Below are 13,706 nucleotides of genomic sequence, written 5' to 3' on the forward strand. Positions count from 1 at the left end.
GTTGCTCTGGATTTGATCATGATGGGTAAGGCTGCCGAGAACCTAAAGTCGGTGGTTCGAGGTACCGACCTTTTGCTTTTTAAATATTTAGGAACACTTCCGAGCCTTCACTTTATTAGCTCTTTTGACAAGGGCTCACCAAGATTAAATCAGCTCCTTAAAGTCAAGATTGCTGAAGCAGATTTAAATCAGAAGGATTTTGCGCAATCCTTTGCTGATGCAATCGTACTGCTTGCCCGTATTCACGGTCCTGAGCTAATGGCCGACCCCTCGTTGCTCCTTCGCACCTACCTAATCGTTAAAATGTCTGATAATTCAAGACTATTAGAAAGTTTAGAAAAAGCTCTTGATGTCACCGAAGAGAAAAACAAAGATTTTGGATCATTGGTTTCAATTTGCCGTGCTGAGAATGCTCCCATGGAAAAAATTACTCGTCTTCGACAAATTAGTCATCCCGAAGCTGAGTTTTACATCAAATATTTCACTAACCGACTTACAAATGAAGAGAAAAAATCTAAATTATTTTTAGAATCTTCAATTCAATCAGCCCTTTTTGGAGTAAGTCCCAAAGCCGATCTTTCATTAACCTATTTATCCAATTTACCAAACGACCTTTCAACCTCTCCCAAATATCAGGTTTACACCGCCTTTGCTCATTTACTTAGAGGTAATCAAGAGAGTGCAATTTCCCTGCTTAAAACCCTGTGTGATTCCAATCCTAACTCCTCAGACACTTGGATAGAAACTGCCCGTTCCTTGAGCGATGGTACCGAGTTTGAAGGAAGTAGAAAAGCTCTCTTCCTTGAACAACTTGAAAAACTCTACGAGCATTGGCAAAAGGATGCAGATGCCTTTTTGATTGAAGGTGCATGGTTGCATCCCAATGAGAAACTGATTTTAAATTTTCAAATCGGAGTAGACAAAAATAAAGAAAAGGTAGTGCTTCATTTCCAGCAAAATGAAAAACCATTCTTTTCTTATCAAGTTTCTTCAAATGGTAGCCGAATATTCACCTCTTCAGGAAAAAATATATCTTTCATCACCGGTGGTGCTTATCCCTTGCCTAAGATTGAAATCATTAGAGACGCCAATACAGGTTCTTTTAATTATTCTTTCAATTTAAACTTTGGGCGAAAATTTGAAGACTTCATTAAACAAGCCAACGAAAATTTAAAGGTTTCATACTTAGGCACTTCAAAGGGCAGAGAAGTTTTATTAACCCACGCGCTTGAACAAAAAGGTATATGGTTTTCACCACCAGCTTCTTCAGACCGCGGAACCGTCTTTACCCTGAATCAAATTGATCCAAAGGCCTCATCCAAGGTTTACAAAACTGAAATAGCCGGGAGCGGCGAGTTGGCTTATCTAGAATTTGGAAAACTTAGGATAAATAATTTCTCTCAGGGACCGATCGAATTATTGAACAGCCTCCCAAATTGGCCTGCAGCTGAACCCAAGAAGAGCGAGGGTGATTTAGAATTATCTATTTTGATTGAAGCAATCGGGGAATTAATTCAATCCACCAATGCTGATCAATAATACTTGATAATACCCCACGCTTTCCGCTACTGGAAACGATTGGGATTAAGGTGAATTAAAGGGATGGTCCTCGAAGGGATTGTTCAAGTTGCTGTTGGAACTCCATAACATCCTCATCACTTGGTTTGTAATCTGGTGACCCACCAGTCATAGCAAGCCTACCAAACTGATCAACCGACCATTTCTTGGATTCTCCATCCGAGAAGACTACGCTGCCACTAGCCATAGATCCTGGGGGAGTTACCCCATCTACCTCAACTCGCACACCACCTCCACCAACCGATTGATCATCTAATGATGGGGTATTAGAAACCGAATCTTCAACTTTTGGCGGAGCCGGTTTTTCGGGATCCACTAGGGTTAAATCAAGATCATCAACAAGAAAGCGTACATCCATGTAGGTTAATACCACACCAAAATCGGTGTTAATCTTTTTTTGAACATCTGAAAGCCCCATACCTCCTGCCACCCACTTGGCAATTTCTAGTTTCTGCTCTTGAGTAGGTTCAGAAGGTTTGACCGCTTGGTTATCAACGCCCGAAGAAAAATTTGCTTCGGAGGAGTCTGTAATATTATGATCGTTCATGTTAAACGGATGAATTAGGAGAATCCAAGCAATTGATCAAGCTTGGAAGATAAAAAGATCGATCAAGACATCGACTGGGACAATTGCTCGTTTAACAACTCAACTGCAGTTTTGATTGATGTATCTTGATCCATCATATTCTCAACGGTTTTGCACGCATGTATCACAGTCCCATGATCTCGCCCACCAAACGCTCCTCCAATCTCTTGCAAGGAATGTTCTGTAAGAATACGGGAAAGGTACATTGCTACTTGCCTCGGAAAGGCTATGTTTGCAGGGCGCCTCCGTGAAAGCATATCTGCCATTCTTAAATGGTAATAATCAACCACTTTTTTCTGGATAGTCTCGATGGTAATTCGGCTAATATTTTCCTCGCGAAGAATGTCGCGGAGTAAACGCTGAATAGTTTCCAAATCCGCTTTTTTTCTGGTCAACCCCACATAACCTGCGACTCGGGTCAATGCACCTTCCATACGGCGCACATTTCGAGAAATATTTTTGGCTAAAAACTCAAGAATGTCCGGTTCGATCGAGATTCCCATTGCTTCAGCCTTGCAGGTAAGGATGGCAACCCGGGTTTCCCAGTCTGGTGCTTGAATATCTGCAACCAACCCCCATTGAAAACGGGAAAGCAAACGGCTTTCAATTTTGTCAATTTCTCCCGCGGGTCGGTCGCTAGTTAAAAAGACTTGTCTTTGTGATTCGTAGATCTCGTTAAAAGTGTGAAAAAATTCTTCCTGTATACGTTCTTTACCAGCCAAAAATTGAACATCGTCGATCATCAGGTAATCGACACTGCGATAGCGGGAACGGAACTTGGTAAGTGAATTTTCTTGGATGGCTCGGATGAACTCATTGGTAAACCTTTCACAAGACACATATGCAATGCGGCATGCGGGGTTACGGTTTAATGCTTGGTGTGCTACGGCATGCATTAAGTGCGTCTTCCCCAAACCAGTATCACCATAAAGAAATAAAGGATTGTATGCATGTGCTGGAGCATTAGAAACAGCAACGCATGCTGCATGGGCAAGTTCACTCCCTGCACCCACGATAAAATTAGAAAAAGTATTTTTTGGATTAATCCCGAGGGAGCGTCCGTGCAAGGAAGGTCCTGTTGTCCGACTTGATTTGGTTTGGACTGGTTTCTTAAGACGATTTGAGTGTGCGTCCTGCTGTGAATCATCTTCGTAACAACCAAGTAGTTCTACGGAGTACGGATAACCAACTAAACGGTCTGCCTCCTGCCTGATGACATCAAGGTAGTTGTCACGAATCCAGATCGCAGAAAACTCGTTGGGGGTTAATAATTCGCAACCATCCTCGTCCATGTGTCCGACTCGGATATTGTCAAACCACACTCGGAATGTATCGGCAGGAATTACCTCAAGGAGGTTTTCGCGCAGCGAACTCCAAAAGGTTTCGGGAGTGGCGGTTAATTGTGTCATAGGGTGGTAGAGTTTGAATTATTCACAGGGATTGCGAAGGGGCTAAAACCTGCTGATAATGAAGAGTTTCCGAAAATGAAATATATACTAATGCATCAATTATTAAGAGAGTATGCGAAGAGTTCTAAAACGAATTAAATGCATAAGTCTCTGACAATTAATACTTAGTGACATAAATCAAGATGATCGGTGAAGGGTTGGGGTAATAAGGGGAAAAAAGGGTGTAGAGCTTTTTTGAAGTACTTTGCCCACTAAACCAAGAAAAAAAAGCATCTGATATCTTTTAGTTTCTCACAAGTTATTCACATCGTATTGAAAGTAAGTTTTTGAAGATTTTGGGGTTGCAAAATGAAAAAAACATTCCTGCTTCGTAAGCCATTAAAAATTAAGGTATTTAGAGAAATCTAATTACTGAAATTATTCATAAATTAGTTCTCTTGCTTCATTTTCTGAATTAATTTTTGGTTAAAATCATCTGCAGAATCATGACCTAGTTGTCTTGCTGCCTGAACCATTGCCGCAACCTCAACGAGGCGTGCCATATCTCTTCCAGTACGCAGTGGGATTTCCATATGTGGAACATCAGCACCCAAAATATCAAAGTTTTTTCGGTCCAAACCTGTTCGGTCAATCTGATCATCCTCTAGATCTTCAGTAAAAGTGACTACAAGTTCTATCTTTTTTTCAATACGTACAAAACGTATACCAAATAATTCCTCTACATTGATAATGCCAATGCCCCTACATTCCATAAAACCTCGGCTCATCTCATCCCCAAATCCAACTGGAGTATGATCACTAAGTAATTTAACACGAACCATATCGTCAGCTACTAAGCTATGCCCGCGTTCTAAGAGTGCAAGTGCGGCCTCGCTTTTACCAGCACCGCTTTCTCCTCTTACCAAGGTTCCGATTCCCCGTATATCAAGAAGGGTTCCATGAACAGTAGTCCTCGGAGCAAACCTTTCCTCAAGTAGTACTGTGACTTCAGTAGTAAAGGCTTTTGAAGCTAAGCTCGTGCGAAATACCGGAACTCCAAAACGCTCGAACACCTCAATCATTTCTGGTGTCGGGGCCAAATTTCTCGAAATTACAACGCAAGGTATACGCTTGGTTGCCATTTTTTCCAGAACTTGAATACGATGCTCTTTTTTTTGTTCACGTAAAAAGCCCATCTCTCCTGCCCCGAAGAGTTGAATACGTTTGTTAGCAAAGTATTTAAAGTAACCCGTAACAGCCAATGCAGGCCGATTTAAGCTTCTTTCGCGAATAGTACTTCTTGATAAAGTTTTACGAGAAGTAACCAACCTTAAAAGTAAACGCTCGGCAAATGAATCGTAGAAATCACGAACGGAAATACTTTCGACATACTCGGGTAAGGAAATTGATTTCATAAGAGTTAAGGGATTATTGTTTCATGCCTCAAAGTCGTGGCCTAAATATTTCTCTCTGGTCTCAGCATCCGAAAGAAGAAAATCGGCAGTTCCTTGCGTTAGCACCTTTCCCTCGTAAAGAAGATATGCTCGGTCAACCACTTTTAGAGTTTCCCGAACATTGTGGTCCGTTAAAAAAATACCTATCCCTGAATCCCTTAGTTGCCTAATAATCGCCATAACCTCGCTAACGCTTATTGGATCCACCCCGCTAAATGGCTCGTCTAACATAAGAAACTTAGGCTCCAATACAAGTGCACGGGTGATCTCTAGTCTACGGCGCTCCCCCCCGCTCAAGGTGTAAGCTTTTTGATGAGAAAGACTTGATAGCCTTAATTCATCCAATCTTTTCTCCACCATTTCATTTTCCTTAACCCTGGAAAGACCCAAAGTCTCTGCAATACAACGGACATTTTGCTCCACGGTAAGCTTGCGAAACACAGAAGACTCCTGCGGTAGGTAGACCAGTCCCCGCCGAGCCCTCTTGTAAGCTGGTAATGAGGTTAATACTTGATCATTTAAACTAACCGAACCTGAAGTTGGAGAAACAAAACCAGCAACCATAGAGAATGTTGTGGTCTTTCCTGCCCCGTTAGGTCCAAGCAATCCAACGACCTCACCACCTTTTGCTTCTAAAGAAACGCCCTTTACCACTTCCCTTCGACCATAGACTTTTTTCAAGTCAACGGTTTTCAAGCAGGGAACCTCTTCGCCACTTAAATTACTCATTCAGGTATATAAGTTTTCGAATCCATCGAATTACTGGGTCGCATTTGTTTTATTCAACGCAGGTAAGAGTAGTTTCGACCTGCCTTTATTTCCTCCGATTACCTCTGCACGGCCGTCCTCCTCGAGCAAAATGATATGCTCACCTATCGCTACACCCCATTTTTGGTGTGAAACTTTAGCATTCCCATGCAGGTTAACTTGGCCACTTTCCTCAGACCATTTCAATTCATCAGCTGAACTTTCCCTCAAGGGTTGGTTAAGTTTTACCTTACCAAGAGCGTGTATTTTAGAAATGCTCCCAAATAAATTCGTACTACTATTACCGTCAGACCCAAGGAATAATTCTGCCCAGTCGCAAGAAATAGTGGATATTATAGGATCACTGCCATTGGACTCCATGTCTTGCATTTCAATTAGTACATCTGTCTGCAAAAGAAACTTTCTCCTTCCATCACCCAAGTCAAATATATCTATTTTCCTGCCATAGGCAGTAGTGGGAAATTTTTTTGAAAAGTTAGGCGAATCGATGGAATGTATGTCGTCAGCAGTAGAACTGGGCTTACTTTTTTTGGACCGCTTATTCATTCCCTCGTCAGCAACCCCAACAAATCCTGCATTTACTTGAGATTCAAAACCGATCTTCCCCTGCTCGGAAAAAGCCAAACAATTCCTCGCATCTGTGATATTTTCTTCAAATGTCCACGGCCTTCCAATGGCCTCGAAGCCGTCTCCTTCAACAAACAAATGCTCCCTCCCCTTTGCCAACCCTTGTCCAAGGTTAAAAAACCCGGAATTTGAATTAGCAATGGTCGCAAGCCTTTGGTCTTCTAAAATAAACATTTTCGGATTTTGAGCAGAATAAATACCCTCGTCCAATTGATCCAATTCATCAGCATGTAATTCCCAATTTATTCTTCCCGCTTCGTTGTAAGTAGGAATCCGAACTTCAAAAAAACCGTTTGAAGATGAATTACTATCAAAGCCTTTTAAGTAACTGACCAGAAAAAGAAGCAGGAGCAGAACATTAAATTTATAAATCACAATAGCTAAAACTTAGATACAAGTCATGCGGTGGTTTTAATCATGGGGCATCCGATGCTGGAATGTTAGAAGCATTTGTATCTGATGTACGACTATGCGGACGAAAGCGTAAAACAGTACCATTTATACAATATCTTTTGTCCGTTGGCGTATCAAACCCCTCCCCTGAAAAAACATGACCAAGATGGCCATCACATACAGCACAAAGAACTTCAGTTCTGGCATATCCAAGCAAATGATCAACCGAAGTTTTTACATTCTCAACTTTTGATGGGTCAAAAAAAGAAGGCCATCCACAATGAGAGTCAAATTTTTCGTTAGATGAGAAAAGCTCGGTATCACAGCCGATACAAAAGTAAACACCTGCACCCTGCTCCTTAAATTCTTTGTAAACAGTACCATTTGGACGTTCTGTGCCGGCTTTGCGTAAAATTCGATATTGCTCAGCTGTTAACTGTTCCTTCCATTCTTCTTCTGTTTTTTCGATCATCGTTGGGGTTTCTATTTTTTCATTTTTATCTCCAACCAGAGGAGATTGTTTAGCCCACAAATAAATAGCTGAAAATAAAGATACACAAATAAACATGAAAGAAGAGAGTCTTCCCCAAAAGGATTTTTTTACTTCTGGCATTCTATACATCCAAAATTAATTTGCTTACGCGCTGAACTCGTTTAATAACCTTTCATAGGATCATGGATTAAACCACTTCACCCAACCGCTCTGCCAGGCTCGCATCGTTAGCATAAGAGATAGCTGATTCCCGGCTTATGATATTGTGCTGATGCAGGAATAAAAGGTGTTGTTCCATCGTAAGCATACCTTCTTTAGATTGGGTCTCCATTGCAGAATAAACCTGTTGCCAATTTCCAGTTCTAATTAAATTACCAATGGCAGGTACATTTTTTAAAACTTCCATGACAAGGATACGCCCATCAGAGTCCTCCCGGGGAACTAATTTTTGACTAAGAACATAAGAAAGACTGAACGATAATTGAAGACAGATAAATTTGGATTGTTCGGCGGGGAACATATCAACAATACGGCTCAAGGCTCCTTTCGCGTCTCGAGTGTGAAGGGTGGAGAAAACGAGGTGACCTGTTTCGGCTGCACTTAAAGCCAGTGTGGCAGTTTCTGTATCTCTAATCTCGCCCACAAAAATCACATCAGGATTTTCACGCAATGCACTTTTTAACCCAGCAGAAAAACTTGGTACATCCTGACCCACCTGCCTTTGCGAAACCATAGAGCTTTCATTTTTAAAAATAAATTCGACTGGATCTTCGAGGGTTATAATTCGAGATTTCCGCGTACGGTTAACATGATTAATCAGAGAAGAAATAGTGGTGGACTTCCCACTCCCTGTAACTCCAGTTACCAAAACAAGTCCTCTTTTAAGCTTTGTGATTTCTTTCCAAATCATTTCTGAAGGTAACCCGACTTCCTCAATTGAAGGAATCGAAGAGGAAAGTACCCGCATAACATATGCCAATCCATCCCGATCCCTGAAAACATTTAGACGAAAATTAACCCCCTGCTCTGCCCACTCAAATGCTGTATCGACATCTTGGGGTTGATCAGGATCAGTAACTTGAGCAATTTGCTTCTCATTTAAAAGAATACTCAACATATGAAGCAAGGCCTCTTCATTTACAGGAGTACCCCTATCAACCGCTATAAGCTCATCATCAGTACGAAAACTGATAGGCATGCCAATTTTAACATGCATATCTGAAATACGGTGGAAATTCCCACTCTTTTTGGAAGGATCTACAAAAAGTTCGAGTATCTCCGTATAATTTAAACGCTCCAGACCTACTCGATAAAAGGGAACCGCCATCTTTTCGTCATTAGTCATAAAATTATCATGTTCATACAAACCCTAATCTTCAAGCTAACAACTTAAAGAAATTTCAGGAGAAAATGACGAAATAGAAATTTACGTTGCCAAAAACCTCAATACGTAAAAAGAAAAGAATCCCTATGTTCGTTCATTTTAAAGGTACTCGCGGATCGATACCCACAGCCCCAACCGCTCAAGAAATTGAAGAGAAGGTGATTGCTTCCATGATGGCTGCTCGTGGAAAAGAACTCCGTTCAGAGAGACAGATCAGGGAATTTGTTTACGATAAACTTAATTTCCGAACCCGTGCATACTGGGGAGGAAACACTCCATGTATTCATGTGGATACTGGCTCAGCAGATTACCTCATCCTTGACGGCGGTTCAGGGTTGAGAGCCTTGGCCAAAGAAATTATGGCCAAGAAAGTAAGCGGTGCGACCTTCCATATTTTCCTATCCCACTTTCACTACGACCATATTCAGGGCATTCCCTTTTTTGCACCTGCTTATGCTCCAAGTAATCGTATCGTTTTCCATGGAGGGCACGAGGGAATTGAGAAGTTTTTAAGAGCACAAATGCGCGAACCATTTTTCCCCATCAGTTTTGATACTCTTGGTGCAGAAATATCTTTCGAAGAACACAAACCCGGAGATGTAATTGAAGTTTGCGACTCACGAGTCACTCTTTTTCAACAAAATCATCCCGGTCTATCCTACGGTTATCGTATAGAAAATCAGGAAAAAGCCATGGTTTATTCAACAGACTGCGAACATACCAACGAAGCTCATTCAAAAAACTATCCCTACTTAGATTTTATCCGAGGAGCAGACCTGCTTATCTTTGACGCCCCCTTCACCCTATACCAATCAATTGGAAATCGTGAACATTGGGGACATTCGAGCAATGTAATGGGAGTTGAATTAGCCGCTAGGGCTGATGTTAAAAAACTAGCCATTTTTCATCATGATCCGAACGCAACCGACGAAAATATTTCTGAATTCTGTGCTCATACAAGAAAGTTTTTAACCGGATCCAGGCATGCAGTTCGAGAATCCATACCAGGAATCCCAGGAGCTCCTTCGCCCCGGGGGTTTCCGCATGAGGTTTTGTTCGCTTACGACGGATTAACCATGGAACTTTAATTTCAAGATGTCGGCACTCCATTCCAATCAAGGAGAACTTCCTTCCAGGCTTGAAAAAAGCGAAATTAACGAACTTCCACTCATTCGCTTTCATGGTTCCATCCAAGTAGCGGAAGATAACAAATCCTTCCGAAAGTTCGTCAACCAATTGAGTAAACAAAAAGTCCTCGGTTTTGATATCGAATGTAAGCCAAACTTTAAACGTGGTCCCAATAATCCCCCTGCTTTAATTCAACTGGCAACTGCTGACCAAGCCTTTCTGTTTCGCCTCTATCCGGTAATGAAACTTGGTCCACTAATCGATATCTTAGAGAATCCAGATATAGTTAAAACTGGAGTGGCGATTAAAGACGATGCGTACAACCTCAAAAAGATAGAAGAATTTACCCCTGGTGGCTTTGAAGATCTTGCACCATTAGCACAATCGCTAAAGATCGAACAAACTGGTTTGCGAAACCTGACAGCGATTTTTTTCTCCCAAAGACTGTCCAAGTCTGCCCAGCTCTCTAATTGGCAGAAAAGCCCGCTTTCTCCCTCACAAGAAACCTATGCTGCCACAGATGCCTGGATAAGCCGTGAACTGTACCTCATTATGAAAGCACGACTCGCCGCAAACTCATCCAATACTGAAGAATCAATTTCCGAGGGGGAGTAGATTTCCCCACCTTTCGAAAGCATGCTTCTTGCCATGTAATCTTAAACGGTCCACCAAACCGGGATGAGATGGACGAGAATAAAGTACTTCAAGATGAGGTAAGCCTTTGGGTGCTAAATCGCTATGCGAACTAATAAAAAAACCATCCTCTTCTAAGGTTCTTTCAATTTCACCCTCCACCTTTTTCCGGTAATCGTGGCCCGGAAGTATACAGTCTTCAATTCCACAGGCCAAGATCGTTAAAAGATGATCAGGCTCTTTTTCTAAATATTCGAGCATATCCTCAGCTACAACCTTTCGGGGAATTCGAAGATTGGGATTTAATTCGCTCTCCAAGTAGGCTAATTGAGCAATTTCCTGCTTATCTGCATAGAACGGCTCGACCGCCACAAAATTTTTGGCTCTCGCATGAGCTGACAATGCAAAACCATGGGGCAACATTCCCGCACCGAGTTCTACCACCCTTCGACCCTTGAGCAACTTGTTTAAAAAGGCTCCTTGGGGCGTAAAGCTCCATTCGAACAAAGCCCTTGTAAACTCACCACCAGGGGCCGCAAATCCAGTTCCTATTTCCCTGGAAACCCCAAGCCGTTCACGCCAGTTCTGAGAATCCAATCCTTCAACGGAAGGAGTCATCGTGACTAATTTTTTCTGCGAAGCATATGTTCCGCAAGTTTCAGCAAAAAATGGTTATCTCCACCAATCTCTTTAATCATTCGCAAAGCTTGTTCAGTATGTGCACATGCAAGTTCGTTGGCTTGTTTAACTCCAAGCATACGTACCCAGGTCATCTTTTCCGTATCTTGATCATGAGCAGCTTCCTTGCCCAATTCCTCAGTGGTTGAAGTTACATCAAGCAAATCATCAACCGCCTGGAAAGCCAATCCCAAGGATTGACCTGCCTGGGAAACCAAACTTCTTAATTCTATATTGCCCCCATTTTCGCTCAGACAAAAACCCATGAGTAGAGAAGTTTCAATCATGGCCGCAGTTTTGTTGGCATGAACATAGGATAGAGTATCTGCCTCCGGGCTTTTTCCCTCGGCTAATAAATCCTCCATTTGTCCACCAACTAACTTTTGGCTTCCGGCAGCCACAGCCAACAAACCTACCAGTTCAAGCCCAAGTGAAGAAGATCCCTGGTATGCTCTTGCTAATTGTTCAAAAGCTAAGGGAATTAATGCATCCCCTGCAAGAATAGCAGTAGCTTCATCAAATGCCCGATGGCAAGAGGGAGAACCACGGCGAAGATCGGAGTCGTCCATTGCAGGCAAATCGTCATGAATTAAACTGTAGGTATGAATAATCTCAACTGCCAGTGCTGCAGGCATAGGGTCCAACTTACTTGGGAATAGACTGTGACCAGACAAAACCAATACGGGACGCAATCGTTTTCCACCAGCCTGCAAACTATAATTCATTGCCTCGTGCAAACGAGAGGGGCGTTCCGTTGATTTTGGAAGGTCAGAAACTAAACGTTTTTCAAACTGCTCTTGAAAGGATTTTAGTTTTTCTGGAAAATTCATGGCTTGCCGAGGAAATAAAGCATGGCATCATAATTCTTATATGCCAAGTTTGGAAGCGGTCTGCACCCGATTATTCGGTCGTCCGGGATGGATCCCGAAAGTTTTACTAGGAGGAGGCTTGTCCTTTATTCCTGGATTAAACCTATTTGCGTTGGGTTATCTTTTTATTTACGGACGTCAATTGCGGCGTAGTGGACGGGTGGACCTCCCCGAATGGTCGGAAATGAATTGGCCAGAATTATTTGTATGCGGTCTTCGACTCTTCGGTTTATTAATTCTCTATATTGGCCTGCCAATGTTGGTGGGATGGATTGTTAGTATACTACTTTATTTCCTTACCTTTGGCTTACTAGGAGTCGTTGCTTACTTTCCCCTGGCCATATGTGGTTTCTTTTCTCCGATGTTTTTTCTCTCTGCCTTCATGGCTTATTTAAAACACGAAGAATTCAGGGATGCGTTTCAAATTCGGATCCTCCTGCAAGAAGTATTGTCCGGCTGGAAACCTTTGGCTTTGCCCGTGGTTGCATTTTGGGGAATCTTCCTGCTGGCGATTCCTTTATATGGACTTTCTTTTTTTATCGGTGCCTGGATATTAATTGCTTATTCAAGTGCGCTAAGAATGAAGAATTTTTCCTGACTTCTTCGATTATTCACTTTAAAATATTCTTTTATGCCAACTTACGATTATCAATGTGGGGCTTGTAAGCACGAATGGGAACTCTTTCAATCCATGAACGATTCCCCCGTCAAAAGCTGTCCTAAGTGCAAAAAACGCAAAGCCAAGCGCTTGCTTGGGTTAGGAGCGGGTCTCATTTTTAAGGGCACAGGGTTTTACGAAACTGATTATAAGCAAAAGAGCGGGACTGAAGACAAGAAAACTGCCGACTCCGGAACAAGCGACAAGGAAACGCCCGCCACCAAGGAGACAAAAAAAGAATCCAAACCAAAGAAGGAAAAGGTCAAAGCTACCTGATCCTCAAATCAAAAGGTTCATGACCCCAAAAGTCCTCGTTCCCCTCGCTCGTGGGTTCGAAGAGATTGAAGCCACCTGTCCAATCGACCTTTTACGAAGAGCTGAGGTCGAGGTAGTTACCGCATCATGCGAAAGCGAGCTCGAAGTATGTGGACGTTCAGGAATCGTTATTCGAGCAGACAAATTCATAGGAGACTCTGACCTAATCCAGTTCGATCTTCTTGTTCTACCCGGAGGTCCCGCCATTTTTGAGCTACGTAAAAATGAATCCTTCCTTCACTTTATTAAGGATTTCTCGGACCTTCAGAGACCAATTGCTGCAATATGTGCAGCTCCACTATTACTTCATGACCTTGGGCTGTTAGCTGGAAAAAGGGTCACTGGTCATGAAAGTATCAGTAATGAATTACCCGGATTGCATTCTAATCAAGCCGTCATTAAGGACGGAAAGATCATCACCTCCCGTGGTGCGGGTACTGCGATCGAGTTTGGATTGAGCCTCGTCGAATTACTTTGCGGGTCTGTAAAAGCCGAAGAAATTCGTGCTTCTATACACGCCTAAATAGTAGCGAAGATGAATCTTTATATTCTTCTAAAAAGTTTACTTGGACGAATTTCCGTCCTTGTTGTCTTTCTGTGTGGCAACCTTGACCGGCTTATTCTGAACAGGAACAGATTTGTTTGACTGATTTTTATCCTCAGGGAATACCGCAGGCAAAGGTTCAGAATTATTCAAGTCAGGCAGTTCCGGTTCGACAATTGGTGGGGTTATCCCCAGCAATTCAACCTCGAA

At 42.3% G+C, this 13,706-nt stretch carries 16 protein-coding genes; 6 read left to right on the forward strand and 10 right to left on the reverse strand.

Annotated elements, in window-relative coordinates:
- Positions 1-1,539, forward strand: a 1,539-nt coding sequence (locus tag ACKPQ4_RS07985) for a hypothetical protein (RefSeq protein ID WP_407680660.1), incomplete at its 5' end; no start/stop codon positions are given.
- A gap of 55 nt (positions 1,540-1,594) precedes the next feature.
- Here the strand turns inward: ACKPQ4_RS07985 and ACKPQ4_RS07990 are convergent.
- The 7 genes from ACKPQ4_RS07990 to ACKPQ4_RS08020 all read right to left on the reverse strand — a co-directional run bounded on the left by ACKPQ4_RS07990 (position 1,595) and on the right by ACKPQ4_RS08020 (position 8,632).
- Entirely contained in the window at positions 1,595-2,125 is a 531-nt protein-coding gene (locus ACKPQ4_RS07990) for a hypothetical protein (RefSeq protein ID WP_407680661.1), read from the reverse strand.
- Positions 2,126-2,187: 62 nt separating this feature from the next.
- Entirely contained in the window at positions 2,188-3,573 is a 1,386-nt protein-coding gene (dnaA, locus tag ACKPQ4_RS07995; protein WP_407680662.1) for a chromosomal replication initiator protein DnaA, read from the reverse strand.
- 428 nt (positions 3,574-4,001) lie between these two features.
- Positions 4,002-4,967, reverse strand: coding sequence for an HPr(Ser) kinase/phosphatase (gene hprK / locus ACKPQ4_RS08000; RefSeq protein WP_407680663.1), 966 nt, complete (start codon positions 4,965-4,967; stop codon positions 4,002-4,004).
- Positions 4,968-4,988: 21 nt separating this feature from the next.
- A complete protein-coding gene (gene lptB / locus ACKPQ4_RS08005; RefSeq protein ID WP_407680664.1) occupies positions 4,989-5,735 on the reverse strand; it encodes an LPS export ABC transporter ATP-binding protein in 747 nt (248 codons plus the stop codon).
- A gap of 30 nt (positions 5,736-5,765) precedes the next feature.
- Positions 5,766-6,776 (reverse strand): hypothetical protein, encoded by a 1,011-nt coding sequence (locus ACKPQ4_RS08010; RefSeq protein WP_407680665.1) that lies wholly within the window; start codon positions 6,774-6,776, stop codon positions 5,766-5,768.
- 40 nt (positions 6,777-6,816) lie between these two features.
- Positions 6,817-7,266 (reverse strand): peptide-methionine (R)-S-oxide reductase MsrB, encoded by a 450-nt coding sequence (gene msrB, locus ACKPQ4_RS08015; RefSeq protein ID WP_407680675.1) that lies wholly within the window; start codon positions 7,264-7,266, stop codon positions 6,817-6,819.
- A 208-nt stretch (positions 7,267-7,474) separates the two neighbouring features.
- Positions 7,475-8,632 carry a type IV pilus twitching motility protein PilT gene (locus ACKPQ4_RS08020; protein WP_407680666.1) on the reverse strand — a complete coding sequence of 386 codons (1,158 nt, stop codon included), beginning with the start codon at positions 8,630-8,632 and terminating at the stop codon, positions 7,475-7,477.
- A 125-nt stretch (positions 8,633-8,757) separates the two neighbouring features.
- Between ACKPQ4_RS08020 and ACKPQ4_RS08025 the strand changes: the two genes are divergently transcribed.
- Entirely contained in the window at positions 8,758-9,759 is a 1,002-nt protein-coding gene (locus tag ACKPQ4_RS08025) for an MBL fold metallo-hydrolase (protein ID WP_407680667.1), read from the forward strand.
- A 7-nt stretch (positions 9,760-9,766) separates the two neighbouring features.
- Positions 9,767-10,414 (forward strand): 3'-5' exonuclease, encoded by a 648-nt coding sequence (locus ACKPQ4_RS08030; protein ID WP_407680668.1) that lies wholly within the window; start codon positions 9,767-9,769, stop codon positions 10,412-10,414.
- On the opposite strand, the gene ACKPQ4_RS08035 is transcribed toward ACKPQ4_RS08030, so the two are convergent.
- Positions 10,394-11,050, reverse strand: coding sequence for an SAM-dependent methyltransferase (locus ACKPQ4_RS08035; protein ID WP_407680669.1), 657 nt, complete (start codon positions 11,048-11,050; stop codon positions 10,394-10,396). The genes ACKPQ4_RS08030 and ACKPQ4_RS08035 overlap by 21 nt on opposite strands.
- A 5-nt stretch (positions 11,051-11,055) precedes the next feature.
- Positions 11,056-11,940, reverse strand: a complete 885-nt coding sequence (locus tag ACKPQ4_RS08040; protein ID WP_407680670.1) for a polyprenyl synthetase family protein — start codon at positions 11,938-11,940, stop codon at positions 11,056-11,058.
- Positions 11,941-11,980: 40 nt separating this feature from the next.
- Here ACKPQ4_RS08040 and ACKPQ4_RS08045 point away from each other — a divergent pair, with 40 nt between their 5' ends.
- Genes ACKPQ4_RS08045 through ACKPQ4_RS08055 form a run of 3 tightly spaced genes read left to right on the forward strand, consistent with a single transcriptional unit; the run spans position 11,981 to position 13,475 of the window.
- Complete coding sequence (locus tag ACKPQ4_RS08045; protein ID WP_407680671.1) at positions 11,981-12,577, forward strand: DUF4013 domain-containing protein; 597 nt, start codon at positions 11,981-11,983, stop codon at positions 12,575-12,577.
- Positions 12,578-12,610: 33 nt separating this feature from the next.
- Positions 12,611-12,913, forward strand: coding sequence for an FmdB family zinc ribbon protein (locus ACKPQ4_RS08050; RefSeq protein WP_407680672.1), 303 nt, complete (start codon positions 12,611-12,613; stop codon positions 12,911-12,913).
- Positions 12,914-12,932: 19 nt separating this feature from the next.
- Positions 12,933-13,475 carry a DJ-1 family glyoxalase III gene (locus ACKPQ4_RS08055; RefSeq protein WP_407680673.1) on the forward strand — a complete coding sequence of 181 codons (543 nt, stop codon included), beginning with the start codon at positions 12,933-12,935 and terminating at the stop codon, positions 13,473-13,475.
- Positions 13,476-13,514: 39 nt separating this feature from the next.
- On the opposite strand, the gene ACKPQ4_RS08060 is transcribed toward ACKPQ4_RS08055, so the two are convergent.
- On the reverse strand, positions 13,515-13,706 hold a 192-nt coding region (locus ACKPQ4_RS08060), incomplete at its 5' end, for a hypothetical protein (RefSeq protein WP_407680674.1).

The organism is Candidatus Chordibacter forsetii, assembly GCF_964187505.1.
GTDB lineage: Bacteria > Verrucomicrobiota > Verrucomicrobiia > Opitutales > Seribacteraceae > Chordibacter > Chordibacter forsetii.

Excerpts from the sequence above, each read along its gene's own strand:
- ACKPQ4_RS07990 (WP_407680661.1), bottom strand. The coding sequence starts at position 2,125 with ATGAACGATCATAATATTACAGACTCCTCCGAAGCAAATTTTTCTTCG.
- dnaA (WP_407680662.1), bottom strand. The coding sequence starts at position 3,573 with ATGACACAATTAACCGCCACTCCCGAAACCTTTTGGAGTTCGCTGCGC.
- hprK (WP_407680663.1), bottom strand. The coding sequence starts at position 4,967 with ATGAAATCAATTTCCTTACCCGAGTATGTCGAAAGTATTTCCGTTCGT.
- lptB (WP_407680664.1), bottom strand. The coding sequence starts at position 5,735 with ATGAGTAATTTAAGTGGCGAAGAGGTTCCCTGCTTGAAAACCGTTGAC.
- msrB (WP_407680675.1), bottom strand. The coding sequence starts at position 7,266 with ATGATCGAAAAAACAGAAGAAGAATGGAAGGAACAGTTAACAGCTGAG.
- ACKPQ4_RS08020 (WP_407680666.1), bottom strand. The coding sequence starts at position 8,632 with ATGACTAATGACGAAAAGATGGCGGTTCCCTTTTATCGAGTAGGTCTG.
- ACKPQ4_RS08025 (WP_407680667.1), top strand. The coding sequence starts at position 8,758 with ATGTTCGTTCATTTTAAAGGTACTCGCGGATCGATACCCACAGCCCCA.
- ACKPQ4_RS08030 (WP_407680668.1), top strand. The coding sequence starts at position 9,767 with ATGTCGGCACTCCATTCCAATCAAGGAGAACTTCCTTCCAGGCTTGAA.
- ACKPQ4_RS08035 (WP_407680669.1), bottom strand. The coding sequence starts at position 11,050 with ATGACTCCTTCCGTTGAAGGATTGGATTCTCAGAACTGGCGTGAACGG.
- ACKPQ4_RS08040 (WP_407680670.1), bottom strand. The coding sequence starts at position 11,940 with ATGAATTTTCCAGAAAAACTAAAATCCTTTCAAGAGCAGTTTGAAAAA.
- ACKPQ4_RS08045 (WP_407680671.1), top strand. The coding sequence starts at position 11,981 with ATGCCAAGTTTGGAAGCGGTCTGCACCCGATTATTCGGTCGTCCGGGA.
- ACKPQ4_RS08050 (WP_407680672.1), top strand. The coding sequence starts at position 12,611 with ATGCCAACTTACGATTATCAATGTGGGGCTTGTAAGCACGAATGGGAA.
- ACKPQ4_RS08055 (WP_407680673.1), top strand. The coding sequence starts at position 12,933 with ATGACCCCAAAAGTCCTCGTTCCCCTCGCTCGTGGGTTCGAAGAGATT.